Source organism: Teichococcus wenyumeiae (genome assembly GCF_003696345.1).
Taxonomy (GTDB): Bacteria; Pseudomonadota; Alphaproteobacteria; order Acetobacterales; family Acetobacteraceae; genus Pseudoroseomonas; species Pseudoroseomonas wenyumeiae.
Window position 1 is genome coordinate 312,898 of record NZ_RFLX01000002.1, and the last position, 16,991, is coordinate 329,888.

Sequence of the window (16,991 nt, forward strand, 5' to 3'; positions counted from 1 at the left end):
TGACACGCAGGAGAGAAACGATGCAACGTTCCGCCAGGTACCTGGCCGCCCTGGCCGTTCTGGCCCTCGCGCTGGGTCCCGCCCTGGCGGAGGCACGGCCAGGCGGTGGCTTCAGCTCGGGCAGCCGCGGCTCGCGGTCCTACAGCCCGCCGCCCGCCACGCGCACGATTCCGAACAGCACCGCACGGCCCTTCGACCGCACCACGACGCCGGAAACCCGGCCCGCCACCCCGGCCAGCCCCGGCATGGCCGGCGCGGCCGGCGCGGCGCGCCCCGGTGGCTTCTTCGGCGGCGGCTTCATGGCCGGCATGATGGGCGGCCTGATCGGCGTCGGCCTGGGCGGGCTGCTCTTCGGCAATGGCCTGTTCGGCGGCATCCACGGCATCGGCGGCATCCTGGGGCTGATCCTGCAGGTGGTGCTGGTGGTCTGGCTGGTGCGCTTCGTGATGCGCAAGCTGCGCGGCCGCACCCAGCACGCCATGGCCGGCGGCCCGCGCCCTGGCGCCGTTCCCGGTGCCAAGCCGGCGGCAGCGGCGGCTGGCTCCTATGCGCGGCAGATGCAGGACATGCGCGGCCCCGGCGGCATGGGCGGCGGCCGTGCGCCCACCGGCACCCCGGTGCAGGTCGGCCAGGCCGATTTCCAGGCCTTCGAGCGCCTGCTGCGCGAGGTGAACGAGGCCTGGTCCCGTCGGGACGAGGCTGCCCTTTCCCGCCTCACCACGCCGGAGATGGCCGGCTACTTCGCCGGCGACCTGCGCGACCTCGCGGCCCGCAACTGGGCCAATGAGACGCGTGACGTGCGGCTGGAGCAGGGGGACCTTTCCGAGGCCTGGCGCGAGGGCAACACCGAATACGCCACCGTCGCCATGCGCTTCTCGCTGATCGACGTGACGCGCGACCTCGGCACCGGCCAGGTGGTGGAAGGCGACCCGCAGCAGCGCCAGACGGTGGCCGAGCTCTGGACCTTCGCCCGCCAGGGCGGCGGCGCCTGGAGGCTCTCGGCGATCCAGCAGCCGAACTGAACCGGCGGCAAGAATACCGTAATGAAAGGGGGTATGGGCCTCGTGGTCCATGCCCCTTTTTCTTGGCTCCGCAATTCTCGGGGTGTGCTGGCGGGCAGCATCGTCTATGCAGTCAGCTACAAACCGTGCCCGGAGACTTCCGCCATGTCCGGCTTGTCGGCCCATGACGAATACCAGTTCCATGATCGTCGCGAGGCTGGCCACCGCTGGCTCTGGCTGGTGCTGCGTGGCCTTGGCGTCGCCTTCTGGGGTCTCGTCACCTTCGGCCTGACCTTTGTCGAGCTGGTGGCCGAGGTGGTGGCGCCGCTGCTGCTGATGCTGGGCGGCCTCTGGTGGGCGCTGGGGCAGGTCGTCGCCGCCCTGCCCATCCCGCCCGAGATCCAGCCCATGGTGCAGTCCTTCCCCAAGCAACTGGTGGCCAGCGGGTATGTGCTGACACCTTCCGGCCTGATCGTGCAGGGGCTGTGGCTGCTGGCGGTGGTGGCCGCCTGCCGCACGCTCAACGGGATCATCGCGAAGCAGACCTGAACACTCTGTCCGTGGAGAATCCGCCGCTGCGGCTTTGCGTGCTGGTGAATGCCGGTGGTGGCTCCGTATTGGGCCGCGACCTGGAGCCGGAGCTGCGAGAAGCCTTCGAAAGCCACGGGCTGGAAGCCGATATCCGGCTGCTGCCCGGCGATGCGCTGGAGGCCGCGGCGCGGCAGGCGCTGGAGCGCACCGGCCCCGGCCGGCACTACGATGCCGTGGTGGCGGGCGGCGGCGATGGCACCATCGGGCTGATGGCCGGCGTCATGGCCGGCAGCGGCCGCGCCTTCGGGGTGCTGCCGCTGGGCACGCTGAACCATTTCGCCAAGGACCTGGGCCTGCCGCAGGACATCCCAGGCGCGGTGGGCGTCATTGCCGCCCGGCAGCTGCGCACGGTGGATGTGGCCGAGGTCAATGGGCGCGTCTTCGTCAACAATTCCTCCATCGGCCTTTACGCCTCGATGGTGGCGGACCGGGACCGGCAGCGCCGCCGCGCCGGCTGGGGCAAATGGCCGGCCATGTCCCTGGCCTTCTGCCGGGTGGTGCTGCGCTACCCGCTGCGCCGCGTGCAGGTGGTGGCCGAGGGCGAGAACGGGCGCTGGGTGCGGCGCTACCGCACGCCGCTGCTGTTCATCGGCAACAATGCCTATGAGGTCAGCCTGCCGCGGCCCGGCACCCGGGCGGTGCTGGACGATGGCAAGCTCAGCATGTTCATTGTGCGGAACCGCCGCCCCTGGGGCCTGCTGAAGGTGGCCGCCCATGCCATGCTGGGCCAGTTGCGGCACGAGCGGGATTTCGAGAGCCATATCGTGACGGCAGTGGAGATCCGCTCCCGCTCCGCCTGGATGCGCGTCTCGGTGGATGGGGAAGTGGTGCCAATGCGCCCGCCGCTGCGCTACGCCATCCGCCCCGGCGCGCTACGCGTCTTCGCGCCCTTGCGGGAGCGCGTGGGCGAGGAAGCCGGCGCTTCCTGACCTAGCCGCCGCAGAGGGCGATCAACGTCGCGTGGTCCGGCGTGCCGGCATAGAAGCGGTCCAGCGCCTGGCGGAAGAGGCGCTCCCGCGGCCGCGCCAGGGCGAAGAGCGTCATGGAGGACTGGAACTTCATGTCGTCCGGGCTGCCGAAGAGCTCATAGGCGCTGCGGCCCTGCACGTCATTGGCCAGGGCGGTGCATTCCAGCAGCCGCGCGCCCAGCACCGGATGGTTCAGATAGGCGCGCGCTTCCTCCAGCGAGCCGATGGCGTAGCGGCGCGACATCTCGCTCTGGCCCAGGCCGGCGAGCTGCGGAAAGACGAACCACATCCAGTGGCTGCGCTTCCTTCCCTGCCGCAACTCCCGCCGCACCGCCGCCATCACCGGCTCCTGTGCCAGGACGAAGCGGTCGAGGTCATAGGTCTCGAGGGTGAGTGTTTCGAGCATGGCTAATGCCCCGCCGAATCGAGTTCAGCCAGCCAGATCTCGGCCGCATCGGCGGCCGCCTCGTCTGGCGCGGTGATGCGAAGCTTGCCGGCATCCTCTGGCGCTGGCGCGATGGCAACGCCCGGTGCCTTGTATTCGCCCAGGATCTCCTGGTCGGCGCTGATGAACACAGGGCGGACGACGGTGCGTGTGACCATGGCAGGGTCCCGACAATGCGACACCACAACGCGTCATCCGCTGTTTCGTTGCATCATCCCGCCATCGATTCCACGATTTTTTGCTCCGGTGCCGAGGGCAATGCCTCTGGCCGCGGCCCGCCGGCCATCCAGTCCAGCAATTCCACCGTGTGCACCACCGGCATGCCACCAGCGCCGCCCAGTTGCGTCAGGCAACCGATATTGCCGCTGGCCACCACGGTGGCGCCGGTGCGGCGCAGGTTCTCCAGCTTCCGTTCCCGCAACTGGCCGGCGATGGCGGGCTGCATCAGGTTGTAGGTGCCGGCGGAGCCGCAGCAGAGATGCCCCTCCGCCGGTTCCCGCAGCGTGAAGCCGGCGCGGGAGAGCAGTTGCTTCGGCACGCCCGTGATCTTCTGGCCATGCTGCAGGCTGCAGGCGGCGTGATAGGCGACGGTGATGCCCGGCGCCTCCCGCGCCGGCTCATAGCCGAATTGCAGCAGCACTTCCGAGACATCGCGCGCCAGCCCCGCCACCGCCGCCGCCTGGGCGGCGCGCGGCGTCTCGCGGAACATGAAGCCATAGTCCTTCACCGTGGTGCCGCAGCCGGAGGCATTGACCACGATGGCATCCAGCCCCTCCCCCGCCATCTCGCGCGTCCAGGCGTCGATATTGGCGGCGGCCAGGGCCATGGCGGGGTCGTGCTGGCCCATGTGGTGGTTCAGCGCGCCGCAGCAGCCCTGCCCCTCCGCCACCACCACTTCCACGCCCATGCGGGTCAGCAGGCGGATGGTGGCGGCGTTGATGGAAGGCGCCAGCACCGTCTGGGCGCAGCCGGTCAGCAGCGCCACGCGGCCGCGCCGGGCGCCTTCCGCCCGGTGCACCTTTGGCGCCGGGGCATGGCCGGCATCGGGCAGCGCGGCGGGGGCCAGGGAGAGCATGGCGCGCAGCCGCTGCGCCAGCATCGATTCACCCGGCACCAGCCCGCGCAAAGGCCGCGCCAGCATGGCGGCGCGCAGCGCCAGCCGGAAGCGCCCCGGATAGGGCAGCAGCAGGCCCAGCGCCCGGCGCAGCATCCGCTCCGGCCAGGGGCGGGTATAGGTCTGCTCGATATAGGTCCGCGCGTGGTCCACCAGGTGCATGTAGTTCACGCCCGAGGGACAGGTGGTCATGCAGGAAAGGCAGGAGAGGCAGCGGTCCACATGCTTCACCACCTCGGGTGTGGCAGGCTTGCCACCCTCCAGCATGTCCTTGATCAGGTAGATGCGCCCCCGGGGGCTATCCAGCTCATCGCCCAGCAGCACGAAGGTGGGGCAGGTGGCGGTGCAGAAGCCGCAATGCACGCAGGTGCGCAGGATGGTGTTGGACTCCCGCGTATCGGGGTCCTTGAGCTGCTCGGGGCTGAAGCTGGTCTGCATCCCTGTTCTCTCCCTGTGCCGACAGCCTGCGGGGCGGCCAGCGCCGATGCAAGCCCATGCCGGCGGCCGGCGATGCCGCCATGATCCCGCCTGTTTCCCGCCCTGCCGGTGCCCCGGCACCCTCGCAGGCTGCACCGCGCCGCGGCAGCGCGGCAGGCACCCCGCCGGTCCGGCCCCCGCCCCGCCTCCCCCCAGAAGCCGGGCGGCGGCATGAAGCCGGCGGGGCTGCCGTGTTCCGCCGCTCAGGCCCCGGCGCGCATCCGGCCTGGGTTCAGCACGCCGGCGGGGTCCATCGCTGCCTTGACCCGCGCGGCGATGGCGGCCAGCGGCGCCGGTTCCTCCGGCAGCACGGCCACACTGGCGCGCAGCGCATCGGGCGCGCGAAAGAGCGTGAAGGTACCGTGCGCCTCCCGCGCCGCGCGCATCACCGCCTCATGCGCCGCAGCGGTCGCCGGGCCGGCGGTCCAGACCAGCCCGCCGCCCCAGTCCAGCAGCAGCCGGGCGCCGAAGGCATCCCGCAGCGCCGCCGCCACCGCCGGCCCGGCCTGCGGGCGGACGGAAAGGCGCCAGACCGCCTCCTCCTCCCCAACCGGCCCCAGCGGCGCGGCGTCCCGCACCGCGCGCCACAGCGCCGCCGAGGCCTCCGCTTCCAGCACCCTCAGCGTGCCGAAGCGCTCCAGCAGGGCGCGCAGGGCGCTGCTCCGGTGCGGCAGAAACTCGAAGAAATCCTCCAGCCGCAGCAGGGCGGTGGGGCCGGACAGGCCGTGTTCCGCATCGCCTTCCGGCAGCAGCGCCGCGCCGGTGACGCCGAAGGGGCTGCCCAGCCCGGCGGAAAGCACCGCCACGCCCTGCGCCAGCGAATCGACGGCAATGGCCAGGGTGGCCTGCGTCTCGGCGCGGGGCAGCACCTTCAGGGTGATCTCGGTCAGGATGCCCAGGGTGCCATGGCTGCCGGCCAGCAGCTTGCGCAGGTCCAGCCCCGTGACGTCCTTGTGGACCCGGCCGCCGGAGCGCACCACCTCGGCATGGCCGGTCACGGCGCGCACGCCCAGCACGTGGTCCCGCGTGGCGCCACTCGCAAAGATGCGGCGCGGGCCGGTGAGATTGGCGCCGACGATGCCGCCCAGGGTCGCGGGGGCCGTGGTGCCCATCAGCGCGGAGAAATCCGGCGGCTCGCCGATCAGCATCTGGCCGCGCTCGGCCAGGGCGGCCTCGATCTCCGGGATCGGCGTGCCGGCGCGGGCGCTGAGCACCATCTCCTGCGGCTTGTAGAGCGTGATGCCGGCCAGCGCGCGGGTGGAAAGCCCCCGCGCCGCCTGCACCGGCCGCAGGCTGGCGCGCTTGGTGCCATTGCCTTCCACCGCCAGCGGCGCGCGATCGGCCGACGCCGCGCGCACCGCCTCCACCACGCCCGCCTCATCGGCCGGGCAGAGCAGCCCGCTCAACGGGACAGCGCCGGGTTGCCGGCCAGCGGAAACACCTTGGCCGGGTTCAGCAGCCAGCCAGGGTCGAAGGCGGATTTGATGCGGCGCTGCTGGTCCAGCTCCTGTTCGGTGAACTGCACCGGCATCAGGTCGCGCTTCTCGACGCCCACGCCATGCTCGCCGGTCAGGCAGCCGCCGACCTCGACGCAGAGCTTCAGGATATCGGCGCCGAAGGCCTCGGCCTTGCGGAAGCTTTCCGGGTCATTGGCGTCGAACATGATCAGCGGGTGCAGATTGCCATCGCCCGCATGGAAGATATTGGCCACCTTCAGCCCATAGCTGTCCGACATCTCACCCATCCGGCGCAGCACATTCGGCAATTCCCCGGTGGGGATGGTGCCGTCCATGCAGAGGTAATCCGGGCTGATCCGCCCCACCGCGCCGAAGGCACCCTTGCGGCCCTTCCAGATGGCCAGCGATTCCTCCGCCGTCTCCGCCACGCGCAGCGAGATCGGGTCGAAGCGCGCGCAGATCTCCTTCAGCTTGCCGAGCAGGAAGTCCTGCTCGGCGGCATTGCCCTCGACCTCGATGATCAGCATGGCCTCGGCATCCAGCGGGTAGCCGGCGTGCGCAAAAGCCTCGCAGGCATGGATGGCGGGCCGGTCCATGAATTCCAGCGCCACGGGAATGATGCCGCTGGCGATGATGGCATCCACCACCTGCCCCGCCACCTCGTTGGAGCGGAAGGCGCCCAGCATGGCCCGCGCGCCCTCGGCCGCGCGCAGGATGCGCACCGTGACCTCGGTGACGATGCCGAGCTGCCCCTCGCTGCCGGTGATCAGCCCCAGCCAGTCATAGCCGGCGGAATCGAGATGGGTGCCGCCGATGTCGATCACCTCGCCCTCGATCGTCACCAGCTTCACGCCCAGCAGGTTGTTGGCGGTGACGCCGTATTTCAGGCAATGCGCCCCGCCCGAATTCATCATGACATTGCCGCCGATCATGCAGGCGAGCTGCGAGGACGGGTCCGGCGCATAGAAGAAATTCTCGCCCGCCACCGCCTGGGTGATGCCGATATTCGTCACCCCCGCCTGCACCACGGCGAAACGGTCGGCGTAATCCACCTCCAGGATGCGGTTCATGCGCATCAGGCCGATCACCACGCCATCCTCCAGCGGCAGGGCGCCGCCGGAGAGGCTGGTGCCGGCGCCGCGCGGCACGATGCGGATGTTGTTCTGGTAGCAATAGCGCAGCACCGCCGCCACCTGCTCCGTGGTCTCGGGCAGCACCACGGCGAGCGGCGGCTGGCGATAGGCGGAAAGCCCGTCCGTCTCATAGGGCTTCAGGCGGATGGGGTCGCCGATCACCCCTTCCCCGCGCGCGCCGCCGGGCACGATGGTGCGCAGCGCCGCCAGGATCTCGCCCCGGCGGGCAAGCACGGCCGGGTCCGGTACGGGCAATGCGATCATGGCGTTCCATCCTGCGTCTTTGGATGGAAGGATGGCGCCGCGCCCCGGCGCAGACAAGCGCGCACGCAAAAAGGGCGCCGCGGGGAAACCCCATGGCGCCGCTTTTCTGCCGAAGACCTCCGCCCGCGAGGGGCGGAGGGCCCGCAATCAGCCCTGGCGGACCTTCATGCGGGGGTTCTTCTTGTTCAGCACGTACAAGCGACCGCGGCGGCGGACCACCACGCAGTTCTTGTCGCGCGTCTTGGCGGACTTCAAGCTGTTACGGATTTTCATGGCCAACCTCGTCGCGAGGGGGCGGGCTTTAGGGGCCGCAGCGGCGAGAGTCAACCATTGAAGGCCATTCTCCCGCCATGCCGCCGCGACTCAGCCGCGCGGACGGGGTGGCGGGGGGGGGCGCCGAGGGTCCCTGCCGGCGGCGCCAGGCATCGCCGGCCATCCTGCCGACCACCCGCAGCAGGTCGCCCTTCCAGCCGCCCAGGCCAGCGCGATGCATCGCCCGGTATTTCTGCCGCGCCACCGCGCCATTCACCAGGGCCCGCGCGATGCGGCCGATGCCACCTGCCATGCTGCTTCTCCATTCCTGTATGCCGGATGGAAAACGCGGCGGCGCCGCTCAGGTTACCATCTTGTCATGACGGTCCTGCATCAGGCAGGCCGCCACGGCCTCGCTGATCACCGGCGCCAGGCTGCGGAACTCCGCCGCGCGGGGGGAGCGGGCGCGCCAAGCCAGCCCCAGGCTGCGGCCCGTCACCTGCCCCGGCGGCGCCTCGACCGGCCGCAGCACCACGGAGGTGCCGGCCAGCACCCCGCCCGCCACCGCCAGCCGGGGCAGCAGCGTCACGCCCAGCCCGCCGGCCACCATCTGCACCAGGGTATGCAGGCTGGTGGCGGCAAAGGCGCCATCCACCCCCGCCCCCGGCAGGCCGCAGGCGGACAACGCCTGGTCCCGCAGGCAATGGCCGTCCTCCAGCAGCAGCATCCGCTCGCCCCCCATGGCGGAAAGCGGGATCCGCGCTTGCTGCAACAGGCGGTGCTGCTGCGGCAGGGCCGCCAGGAAGGGGTCCTCGGCGATCCGCAGGGTTTCCAGGTCCGGCAACGCGGCGGGCAGCGCCAGCAGCAGCAGATCCAGCCGGCCGCCCTGCAGGTCCTCGGCCAGCCGCGCGGTCAGGTCCTCCCGCAGCCAGAGGCGCAGGCGGGGAAAGGCGCGGCGCAGCGCCGGCATCAGCCGCGGCAGCAGAAAGGGCCCGATGGTGGGGATGATGCCGAGTCGCAGCGGCCCGGTCAGCGGGTCCCGCGCCGCCGAGGCGGTTTCCGCCACCGCCGAGAGCGCCGCCAGCGCCGCCCGCGCCCGCCCCACCAGTTCCAGCCCCAGCGGGGTGAAGACCGGGCGCTTGGCCGGCCCGCGCTCCAGGATCGCGGCGTCCAACTGGCGTTCCAGCGCGATGATGCCGGCGGAGAGGGTCGATTGCGTCACCGCGCAGGCCACCGCCGCGCGGCCGAAATGACCGAGATCGGCCAGGGCCACCAGATAACGGAGCTGTTGCGGGCTGGGCAGCGGAGTCATCGATTGAGCCAATCGTTTTGTCGAAAACAATTCATTGGCACAGGTGTGCACTGCACACCATAACTAGGCCGCCGGCGGAAGCAGCTTGAGCTGGGCCGCCGTTCCTGAGCCATCAGAACTAGGGATCACCGCATGCTGACCGTTGGCGACAAGTTTCCGTCCTTTAAGCTGACCGCCGTGAAGGGTGGCCCCGAGGGCCTGGAAGGCCCGGGCAAGTCCTTCACCGAGATCACCAACGAGTCCGACGCCGGCAAGTGGAAGATCGTCTTCTTCTGGCCCAAGGACTTCACCTTCATCTGCCCGACCGAGATCGCGGCCTTCGGCAAGCTGAAGGGCGAGTTCGAGGACCGTGACGCGGTGCTCTACGGCGCCTCCACGGACAGCGAGTTCGTGCACCTGAACTGGCGCGTCCACAACAACGACATCCGCGACCTGCCGATCGCCATGCTGGCGGACACCAAGCGCGAGCTCTCCTCCGCGCTCGGCATCCTCGACAAGAACGAGGGCGTGGCTCTGCGCGCCACCTTCATCGTCGACCCCGAGGGCACGATCCAGTGGGCTTCGGTGAACGGCCTGAACGTCGGCCGCAACCCGCAGGAAGTGGTGCGCGTGCTGGACGCGCTGCAGACCGACGAGCTCTGCCCCTGCAACTGGAACAAGGGCACCGACACCCTGAAGCCGCAGGAACTGTTCCAGGCCGCCTGATCCCGGCAGCCTGAAACGCAACGCCGGCGGGGTTTTCTCCTCCCCGCCGGCGTCAGTATCGCGCCCCATGAGCCCATCGTCCCAATGGGTGGGGCGCGGTGCGCCGAACCGGCCGTCCCCCCCCCCCCCCCCCCCCCCCCCCCCCCCCCCCCCCCCCCCCCCCCCCCCCCCCCCCCCCCCCCCCCCCCCCCCCGCACGGCCGGCTCCGCCCACCGCAACAACCTGAAGTCCCCCGAGACCGGAGAAGATCTTCGCATGTCGCTGGAAGCCCTGCGCAACCGCCTGCCTGAATATGCCAAGGACCTGAAGCTCAACCTGGGCAGCCTGTCCACCGAGCCGGTGCTGGACCAGCAGAAGCTCGCCGGCACCTTCGTGGCCAGCGCCATCGCCAGCCGCAATGCCGAGGTGATCAAGGCCATGGTCGCCGAGTTCGGCCCGAAGCTGTCGCCCGAGGCGCTGACCGCCGCCAAGGCCGCCGCGGCCATCATGGGCATGAACAATGTCTATTACCGCTTCGTGCACCTGGTGGGCGGCGACTACGCCACCCTGCCCGCCAAGCTGCGCATGAACGTGATCGGCAAGCCGGGCGTCGAAAAGGTCGATTTCGAGTTGTGGTCCCTGGCGGTCTCCGCGATCAATGGCTGCGGCATGTGCATGGAAAGCCACGAGAAGGTGGTGAAGCACGGCGGCGTGTCCACGGAGCAGGTCCAGGCCGCCGTCCGCATCGCCTCCGTGGTGCATGCGGTGGCCGGCGTGCTGGAAGCCGAGGACGCCCTGGCGGCCTGAAGACCCTGCGGCATTGGCCGCACTGATCTGTGAAGGCAAAAAATACACAAGGCCCGCATCGTGCGGGCCTTGTTTGCGTTCAACCCCTGGAACACGCGAATTGGTATGCACAATCCGCATCCAGCCTTGCGTTCCACGCATCGGGATTTTGTGTTGCAGCGCGATAAACCACTTGCACACGAACGACCTGACGCGTAAGTTCCTTCTCGCAGCAACGCACTGCGTTGTTGTCTTTCTTGGACGTTTCCTCCCTAAACTCGGCGGTGCTTCGGCACCGCCTTTTTTTTGCCCATGCGCCTGGGTGTTGCCTCAGCGGCCCCAGATCCCTGCCTCGGTCCAGCCGAGTTCCACGAACTCCGCGGCCCGCAGCGGCGCCTCACCTTCCGGGAAAAATTCATCGAGTTGCGGCGGCTTCACCGAGGTGCCGCTCAGCATGACATGCGCCTGGCCCCGGTGATGCACCTGGTGCTGGAACAGATGCAGCAGCAGCCGGTCCGCCCTTTCCCGCTGCACATAGCTGCCGCGATGCACCGCGACGATTCGCGCCGCCCCTTCCTCTCCCAGCGCCTCGCAGAAGGCGATCAGCCGGCGGTCCACCGCCGCCTGGGCCGGGCGCAGTTCCGCCAGGGTGCGACAGGGAACCGGCTGCGTGAAAGCGGCGGGGCCGAGCGTGCCACCTTCCATGGCATCCACATAGAAGCGGTCCACGATCAGGATGTGGTTCAGCGTGGCCTGGATGGAGGGAAAGAACCCCACCCGCTCCGCCTCGAATTCCGCCTGGCTCAGCCCGGCGCAGGCTGTCAGCAGGCGGTGGTTGGCCCAGGCATTGTTGAAGGCCATGGACCGCAGGGCCAGTGCCAGGGAAGGCGGTGCCGTCATGCCCTTCTCTCCGCCTGGAGGGGAAGTCTCAGCCGCGCAGGATGCTCCAGTCGGTGCCCGCGAGGCGCGCGATCAGCAGCGTCAAATCCTCCCGCAGCCGCGCCATTTCGGGCAGGCGCTCGATGGTGGCCTCGTTCATGTAGAGGCCGCGCGCCAGCTCGATCTGCAGCACATGCACCCGCTCCCGCGGGCGGCCGTAGTGGCGGGTGACATAGCCGCCGGCATAGGGGTCGTTGCGCTTCACCCGGTAGCCGAGGGCGCCCAGCGTTTCCTCCACCAGCCGCACGGCGCGGGGGGCGCAGGCGGTGCCATGCGCATCGCCCAGCACCATGTCCGGCGCGCTGATCCCGTGCAGCGGGTGGGTCGGCATGGAATGGCAGTCGATCACCAGGCAGCAGCCAAAGCGCTCCTTGGTTTCGGCGATCAGCCGGCTCAGCGCCGCGTGATAAGGGTGCCAGCAGCGCTGGATGCGCGCCTCGACGGCCGGAAAGGACAGGCGGTGCCGGTACACCGGCTCCCCCGAGGCGACGATGCGCGCCACGGTGCCCAGCCCGGCGCCCACGCGTGGGCTGGCGGTGTTCACCCAGGGCGGCAGCGGCCCGTCGAACATGGCCGGGTCCAGCTCCCAGGCCTCGCGGTTGGCATCGCAATAGACACGCGGGAAGGTGGCGGCCAGCAGCGGCGCGCCATGCTCGGGCGCCGCGCTGAACAGCTCCTCCACGAAGCTGTCCTCGGAACGGCGGACGGAGAGCGGGTCCAGCCGGCTCTCGGCCAGGAATTCGGGCGGGTAGAAGCGGCCGGAATGCGGTGAGGCAAAGACCAGCGGCGCCGTCTGGCGGGACGGGCGGGAAAGCAGAACAGGGCCGGGGCGGTCTTCCTCGGCAATGACCGAAAGCGGGAGGTCCATCGTGCTGGACATATCAAGCCATAGCCTTCCGTCGCTGTCACCGGCCCGGCATGACGATTCCTGCCGATCCCCCCCTTGCCACCCCATCACAGTCGGGCTAGAGACGGCGCCCTACCGGATGGGCGCGTAGCTCAGCGGGAGAGCGTCCCCCTGACACGGGGAAGGTCACAGGTTCAATCCCTGTCGCGCCCACCATCCGGTTCTCTCCATCAAAATTCGCACGATCCCCGGGCCCACCGCCTTTCGGCAGCGGGCCCTTGTCGCGTTTCAGCCCAGCGGCTGCGGCAGGGTCAGGCCGTATTGCGCGCCCAGTTCCTGCAAGGGGCCGGTGATGCGCGCGGCCAGCGGCACGCCCTTCGCCTGCGCCTCGCGCTTCAGCGCCAGCCCCTTCTGGCCCGGCACCCGCACCGGCGGCATGCCCGGGCGTGGTGCCGCGGCGCGGCAGAGCGCGGCGGTATGGCCGGTCTGGCGGCGGAAGGCATCCAGCCCGGCGAAGGCCGAGGGGTCCAGCACCTGGATGAAGAGCGCGGCGCGCATGCCCACCGTGCCCTCGATGCGGCCATGGCCGGACAGGCCCTGGGTCAGCGCCTCGGTCATCAGCGCCTGCGCATAGCCCTTCTGGCCATGGTCCATGCCGCCGGTGGGCAGGATGGTGCCGCCCTCGGTCAGCACCGCCGGGTCGTTGGACGGGTTGCCCTCGGCATCCATCAGCCAGTTATGCGGGAACTTGGCGCCTTCCTTGGCCATGCGCTGGCTGAGGTTGGCGGTGGTGATGGAGGCGCTGATATCCAGCACCACCGGGTCGCCGCTGGTGGGCCAGCCGGCCGAGACCGGGTCGGGCGAGAGCACGCCCTGCTTGGCGCCGAAGGGCGCGACGGAAGCATTGTTGGGCGCGCTGCTGTGCACGATGGCCATCAGCCCGCGCTCGGCGGCGCGCAGCGGATACACGGCGAGGCAGCCGATATGGTGGCTTTCCGCGATGGCGACCGAGACGGTGCCGTATTGCGCGACCCGCTCGAAGGCCAGGTCCAGCGCCTTGAACACCAGCCAGCCGCCGGGCAGCCCGCGGCCGTTCCAGGCCAGGCTGGCGCCACGGTCGGAGAGCACCTCCGGCTCGCCATCCTTGGCCAGGAAGCCCTTGGCGACATCGTCGAGATATTTCGGCACCAGCGCCAGGCCATGGGTGACATGGCCGAGCAGGTCGGCCTCCACCAGCACTTCCGCCACCGTGGCGGCCTTGTCCGGCGCCAGGCCGGCAGCGGCGAAGAGATCGGTGGCGAAGCCGCGCATCGCGGCGGCGTCGTAGCGGGAGTCGCTCATCCTGTGTCCCGGACCTTTCATGGGTTTCCTGCCGGCAGGATGCACGGCCCCTGCCCGGCGGGCAAACCCGCCCGGCCTCAGCCGGCGCCGAAGACTTCCTCCCAGCAGGCGCGCAGCGCGGCATCCACCTCCTCCATGGTGGCGGTGATGCCGAGGTCCCAGAGGCTGGTGACGCCATGCTCGCGGATGCCGCAGGGCACGATGCCGCCGAAGTGGGAGAGGTCCGGCTCCACGTTCAGCGCGATGCCGTGCCAGCTCACCCAGCGCGTGACGCGCACGCCGATGGCGCCGATCTTGGATTCGCCACCGCGCTTCGGGTCCGCCACCCAGATGCCGACGCGCCCGTCCCGCCGCTCGCCGCGCACATTGAAGCGCTCCAGCGTGCGGATCATCCATTCCTCCAGCGCCTGCACATAGGCGCGGATGTCGCGGGCCGGCACGCTGCCGTGCGGGCGCGTCAGGTCCAGCATGACATAGGCCGTGCGCTGGCCGGGGCCGTGATAGGTCCATTGCCCGCCGCGCCCGGCATGGAAGGTAGGGAAGCGCGCCTCGGTCAGCCCTTCCGGCGTGGCGGAGGTGCCGGCGGTATAGGTGGGCGGGTGCTCCACCAGCCAGACGCGCTCGGCGGCCTCGCCGGCACGGATGGCGGCGATGCGCGATTCCATCTCCGCCAGCGCCACGGGGTAGTCGGTCAGCCCTTCCTCGACACGCCATTCCAGCGGTTTGGCGGCATTTGAGGGGGCTGGTGCAAGAATATCGTCGGTCATGCTCGGTCGGGTTGTTGATGCGGGAGGAAAGCTGGGGTATAGCCCGCCGCCTACCGATGACTAACCCGTATGCGGCCATGGCGGAATGGTAGACGCGTCAGCTTGAGGTGCTGGTGGGGGCAACCCCGTGGAAGTTCGAATCTTCTTGGCCGCATTTTCCCTGCTTTAGTTAGCCCCGCTACGATCCCGGTTCCGGGGCCCCAGAAGGTGCCCCGATGGACGAAGACTTCCGAAAAGCCGCGCTCGACTATCACCGGCTGCCGCGGCCCGGGAAGCTCAGCATCGAGCCCACCAAGCGTATGGCTACCCAGCGCGATCTCGCGTTGGCCTATTCCCCCGGCGTCGCCGCCGCCTGCGAGGCCATCTCCGCCGATCCCGCCGCCGCCTATGAGATGACAACGCGCGGCAACATGGTCGCGGTTATCACCAATGGCACCGCCGTGCTCGGCCTCGGCGCCATCGGCGCGCTGGCTTCCAAGCCGGTGATGGAAGGCAAGGCCGTCCTCTTCAAGAAGTTCGCCGGCATCGACTCGATCGACCTGGAGGTCGAGGAGCGCGACCCGCAGAAGTTCATTGAGGCCGTGGCGGTGCTGGAGCCTTCCTTCGGCGCCATCAACCTGGAAGACATCAAGGCCCCCGAGTGCTTCGAGATCGAGCGCACGCTGCGGGAGCGGATGAAGATCCCGGTCTTCCATGACGACCAGCACGGCACCGCCATCATCGTGGCCAGCGCGGTGCGCAACGGGCTGCTGGTGCAGGGCAAGCGGCTGGAGGACGTGAAGATCGTCACCTCTGGCGGCGGCGCGGCGGCCCTGGCCTGCCTCGACCTGCTGGTGGCGATGGGCGCGAAGCGCGAGAACATCACGGTCACCGACATCAAGGGCGTCGTCCATATCGGCCGCAACGAGCTGATGGACCCCTACAAGGATCGCTATGCGCGGGAGACCGAGGCCCGCACCCTGCAGGACGTGCTGCCCGGCGCCGATGTCTTCCTGGGCCTTTCCGCCCCGCGCGTGCTGAAGCCGGAATGGCTGCCGCTGCTGGCCGAGCGCCCGCTGGTGCTGGCGCTCGCCAATCCCGAGCCCGAGATCCTGCCCGAGGCGGTGCGCGCCGTGCGCCCGGATGCCATCGTGGCCACCGGGCGCAGCGACTATCCCAACCAGGTCAACAACGTCCTCTGCTTCCCCTTCATCTTCCGTGGCGCGCTGGATGCCGGCGCCACCACGATCAACGAGGAGATGAAGGTGGCGGCGGTGGAGGCCATCGCCCGCCTCGCCCGCATTGAGGCCAGCGAGGTGGTGGCGGCGGCCTATGGCGGCGCCGCGCCGACCTTCGGCCCCGACTACATCATCCCCAAGCCCTTCGACCCGCGCCTGATCCTGGAGATCGCCCCCGCCGTGGCCCGCGCCGCGATGGAATCCGGCGTCGCCACCCGGCCGATCGCGGATTTCGCCGCTTACAAGGAGGTGCTGGAGCGCTTCGTCTACCGCTCCGGCGACCTGATGCGCCCGGTGGTCTTCGCCGCCAAGAAGCAGCCGCGCCGCGTGGTCTATTCCGAGGGCGAGGACGAGCGCGTGCTGCGCGCCGTGCAGACCGTGCTGGACGACGAGATTGCCGAGCCGGTGCTGGTCGGCCGGCGCGAGGTGATCGCCGCCAAGGTGCGCGCGATGGGCCTGCGGATGGATCTCGAAGAATCCGTGAAGGTGGTCGATCCCGCCCACGACACGGAGGTGATCGGGCCGTTGATCGAGGTCTTCCGCCGCAAGGTGGCCCGGCGCGGCGTGCCGGTGGACAGCTGTGAGCGCTGGGTGCGCACCCGCCCCTCCACCGCCGCCGCCCTGCTGCTGGAGACCGGCCAGGTGGATGCCGCGCTGACCGGCGGCCTCGGCGAATGGATGCGCCAGTGGCACCAGGCCTATAGCGTCATCGGCAAGCGGGAGGACGTGGACCGCGTCTATGCCATGACGGGCGTGATCCTGCCCGCCGGCACGCTGTTCTTTGTCGATACCCATCTGCTGGTGGAGCCCACGGCCGAGCAGATCGCGGAGATGACGATCCTGGCCGCCGAGCAGGTCCGTGCCTTCGGCATGCACCCCAAGGCGGCGCTGCTGTCGCATTCCAACTTCGGCGCCAGCCAGGCGCCTTCCGCCCGCAAGATGCGGGAGGCGCTGCGCCTGATCCGCGCCCAGGCGCCGGATCTGGAAGTGGATGGCGAGATGCATGCCGATGCCGCCCTGGTGCAGGCGGTGCGGGAGAAGGCGGTGCATGACAGCCCGCTGACCGAGGGTGCCAACCTGCTGGTCTTCCCGAACCTGGATGCCGCCAACATCGCCTACAGCCTGGTGAAGGCCACGGGCGACGGCTTGCAGATCGGCCCGGTGCTGCTGGGCATGCGCAAGCCGATCCATGTGCTGGTGCCCAGCGTCACCGCGCGCGGCATCGCCAACCTGACGGCCCTGGCCGTGACCCAGGCCGCCAACAGCCAGGGCAACTGAGGCGTGGCCTGGAGGGCACCGTGCCCTCCAGGCCCAGCTGGCAGAAAAAAGAAGGGGGTCCGGGGGAATTCATTCCTCCGGCCTTCCGCCCCGGCCCCTGGAAGCCGCCGCCCCCGCA

The 16,991-nt window shown here is 70.0% G+C and carries 18 protein-coding genes and 2 tRNA genes; 8 read left to right on the forward strand and 12 right to left on the reverse strand.

The window, feature by feature from the left end; all coding sequences use genetic code 11:
- Nucleotides 1–20 precede the first annotated feature (20 nt).
- The 3 genes from EBE87_RS04435 to EBE87_RS04445 all read left to right on the forward strand — a co-directional run bounded on the left by EBE87_RS04435 (nucleotide 21) and on the right by EBE87_RS04445 (nucleotide 2,521).
- Nucleotides 21–1,022 (forward strand): Tim44 domain-containing protein, encoded by a 1,002-nt coding sequence (locus EBE87_RS04435; protein WP_120640267.1) that lies wholly within the window; start codon nucleotides 21–23, stop codon nucleotides 1,020–1,022.
- Nucleotides 1,023–1,166: 144 nt separating this feature from the next.
- Nucleotides 1,167–1,550, forward strand: a complete 384-nt coding sequence (locus tag EBE87_RS04440) for a hypothetical protein (RefSeq protein WP_147426179.1) — start codon at nucleotides 1,167–1,169, stop codon at nucleotides 1,548–1,550.
- 11 nt (nucleotides 1,551–1,561) lie between these two features.
- On the forward strand, nucleotides 1,562–2,521 hold the full coding sequence (locus EBE87_RS04445; RefSeq protein WP_120640269.1) for a diacylglycerol/lipid kinase family protein: 960 nt from the start codon (nucleotides 1,562–1,564) through the stop codon (nucleotides 2,519–2,521).
- 1 nt (nucleotide 2,522) lies between these two features.
- On the opposite strand, the gene EBE87_RS04450 is transcribed toward EBE87_RS04445, so the two are convergent.
- From EBE87_RS04450 to EBE87_RS04485, 8 genes are all read right to left on the reverse strand, one after another.
- A complete protein-coding gene (locus EBE87_RS04450; protein ID WP_120640270.1) occupies nucleotides 2,523–2,966 on the reverse strand; it encodes a DUF1810 domain-containing protein in 444 nt (147 codons plus the stop codon).
- Between the two features lie 2 nt (nucleotides 2,967–2,968).
- Complete coding sequence (locus EBE87_RS04455) at nucleotides 2,969–3,163, reverse strand: hypothetical protein (RefSeq protein ID WP_120640271.1); 195 nt, start codon at nucleotides 3,161–3,163, stop codon at nucleotides 2,969–2,971.
- Nucleotides 3,164–3,216: 53 nt separating this feature from the next.
- Nucleotides 3,217–4,557 carry a glycolate oxidase subunit GlcF gene (gene glcF / locus EBE87_RS04460; protein WP_120640272.1) on the reverse strand — a complete coding sequence of 447 codons (1,341 nt, stop codon included), beginning with the start codon at nucleotides 4,555–4,557 and terminating at the stop codon, nucleotides 3,217–3,219.
- A gap of 242 nt (nucleotides 4,558–4,799) precedes the next feature.
- Nucleotides 4,800–6,002: an FAD-binding protein gene (locus EBE87_RS04465; protein ID WP_233560030.1), complete on the reverse strand. Its 1,203-nt coding sequence runs from the start codon at nucleotides 6,000–6,002 to the stop codon at nucleotides 4,800–4,802.
- A complete protein-coding gene (locus tag EBE87_RS04470; protein ID WP_120639960.1) occupies nucleotides 5,999–7,450 on the reverse strand; it encodes an FAD-linked oxidase C-terminal domain-containing protein in 1,452 nt (483 codons plus the stop codon). The genes EBE87_RS04465 and EBE87_RS04470 overlap by 4 nt, the downstream gene beginning before the upstream one ends.
- A 147-nt stretch (nucleotides 7,451–7,597) precedes the next feature.
- Entirely contained in the window at nucleotides 7,598–7,723 is a 126-nt protein-coding gene (ykgO, locus tag EBE87_RS04475) for a type B 50S ribosomal protein L36 (protein WP_120639961.1), read from the reverse strand.
- A gap of 28 nt (nucleotides 7,724–7,751) precedes the next feature.
- Nucleotides 7,752–8,015 (reverse strand): hypothetical protein, encoded by a 264-nt coding sequence (locus EBE87_RS04480; RefSeq protein ID WP_120639962.1) that lies wholly within the window; start codon nucleotides 8,013–8,015, stop codon nucleotides 7,752–7,754.
- Nucleotides 8,016–8,063: 48 nt separating this feature from the next.
- Nucleotides 8,064–9,014, reverse strand: coding sequence for a hydrogen peroxide-inducible genes activator (locus EBE87_RS04485; protein ID WP_120639963.1), 951 nt, complete (start codon nucleotides 9,012–9,014; stop codon nucleotides 8,064–8,066).
- Nucleotides 9,015–9,146: 132 nt separating this feature from the next.
- On the opposite strand from EBE87_RS04485, the gene EBE87_RS04490 reads away from it, so the two are divergent.
- A complete protein-coding gene (locus EBE87_RS04490; RefSeq protein ID WP_120639964.1) occupies nucleotides 9,147–9,719 on the forward strand; it encodes a peroxiredoxin in 573 nt (190 codons plus the stop codon).
- A gap of 255 nt (nucleotides 9,720–9,974) precedes the next feature.
- The gene (locus EBE87_RS04495) at nucleotides 9,975–10,505 is read left to right on the forward strand and encodes a carboxymuconolactone decarboxylase family protein (protein ID WP_120639965.1); all 531 of its coding nucleotides are present in this window, start codon (nucleotides 9,975–9,977) and stop codon (nucleotides 10,503–10,505) included.
- A gap of 309 nt (nucleotides 10,506–10,814) precedes the next feature.
- On the opposite strand, the gene EBE87_RS04500 is transcribed toward EBE87_RS04495, so the two are convergent.
- Both EBE87_RS04500 and EBE87_RS04505 read right to left on the reverse strand, forming a co-directional pair.
- Nucleotides 10,815–11,384: a DinB family protein gene (locus tag EBE87_RS04500; RefSeq protein WP_120639966.1), complete on the reverse strand. Its 570-nt coding sequence runs from the start codon at nucleotides 11,382–11,384 to the stop codon at nucleotides 10,815–10,817.
- A gap of 28 nt (nucleotides 11,385–11,412) precedes the next feature.
- On the reverse strand, nucleotides 11,413–12,303 hold the full coding sequence (locus tag EBE87_RS04505; RefSeq protein ID WP_233553360.1) for an N-formylglutamate amidohydrolase: 891 nt from the start codon (nucleotides 12,301–12,303) through the stop codon (nucleotides 11,413–11,415).
- 108 nt (nucleotides 12,304–12,411) lie between these two features.
- Here EBE87_RS04505 and EBE87_RS04510 point away from each other — a divergent pair.
- Nucleotides 12,412–12,486: transfer RNA gene (locus tag EBE87_RS04510), tRNA-Val, on the forward strand.
- Nucleotides 12,487–12,558: 72 nt separating this feature from the next.
- On the opposite strand, the gene EBE87_RS04515 is transcribed toward EBE87_RS04510, so the two are convergent.
- Together EBE87_RS04515 and lipB are read right to left on the reverse strand one after the other, a co-directional pair.
- The gene (locus EBE87_RS04515; RefSeq protein ID WP_233553361.1) at nucleotides 12,559–13,611 is read right to left on the reverse strand and encodes an Ldh family oxidoreductase; all 1,053 of its coding nucleotides are present in this window, start codon (nucleotides 13,609–13,611) and stop codon (nucleotides 12,559–12,561) included.
- A gap of 77 nt (nucleotides 13,612–13,688) precedes the next feature.
- A complete protein-coding gene (gene lipB / locus EBE87_RS04520) occupies nucleotides 13,689–14,378 on the reverse strand; it encodes a lipoyl(octanoyl) transferase LipB (protein ID WP_120639968.1) in 690 nt (229 codons plus the stop codon).
- A gap of 71 nt (nucleotides 14,379–14,449) precedes the next feature.
- On the opposite strand from lipB, the gene EBE87_RS04525 reads away from it, so the two are divergent.
- Both EBE87_RS04525 and EBE87_RS04530 read left to right on the forward strand, forming a co-directional pair.
- Nucleotides 14,450–14,532: transfer RNA gene (locus EBE87_RS04525), tRNA-Leu, on the forward strand.
- Nucleotides 14,533–14,593: 61 nt separating this feature from the next.
- The gene (locus EBE87_RS04530; protein WP_120639969.1) at nucleotides 14,594–16,873 is read left to right on the forward strand and encodes an NADP-dependent malic enzyme; all 2,280 of its coding nucleotides are present in this window, start codon (nucleotides 14,594–14,596) and stop codon (nucleotides 16,871–16,873) included.
- The last annotated feature ends 118 nt before the right edge of the window (nucleotides 16,874–16,991 follow it).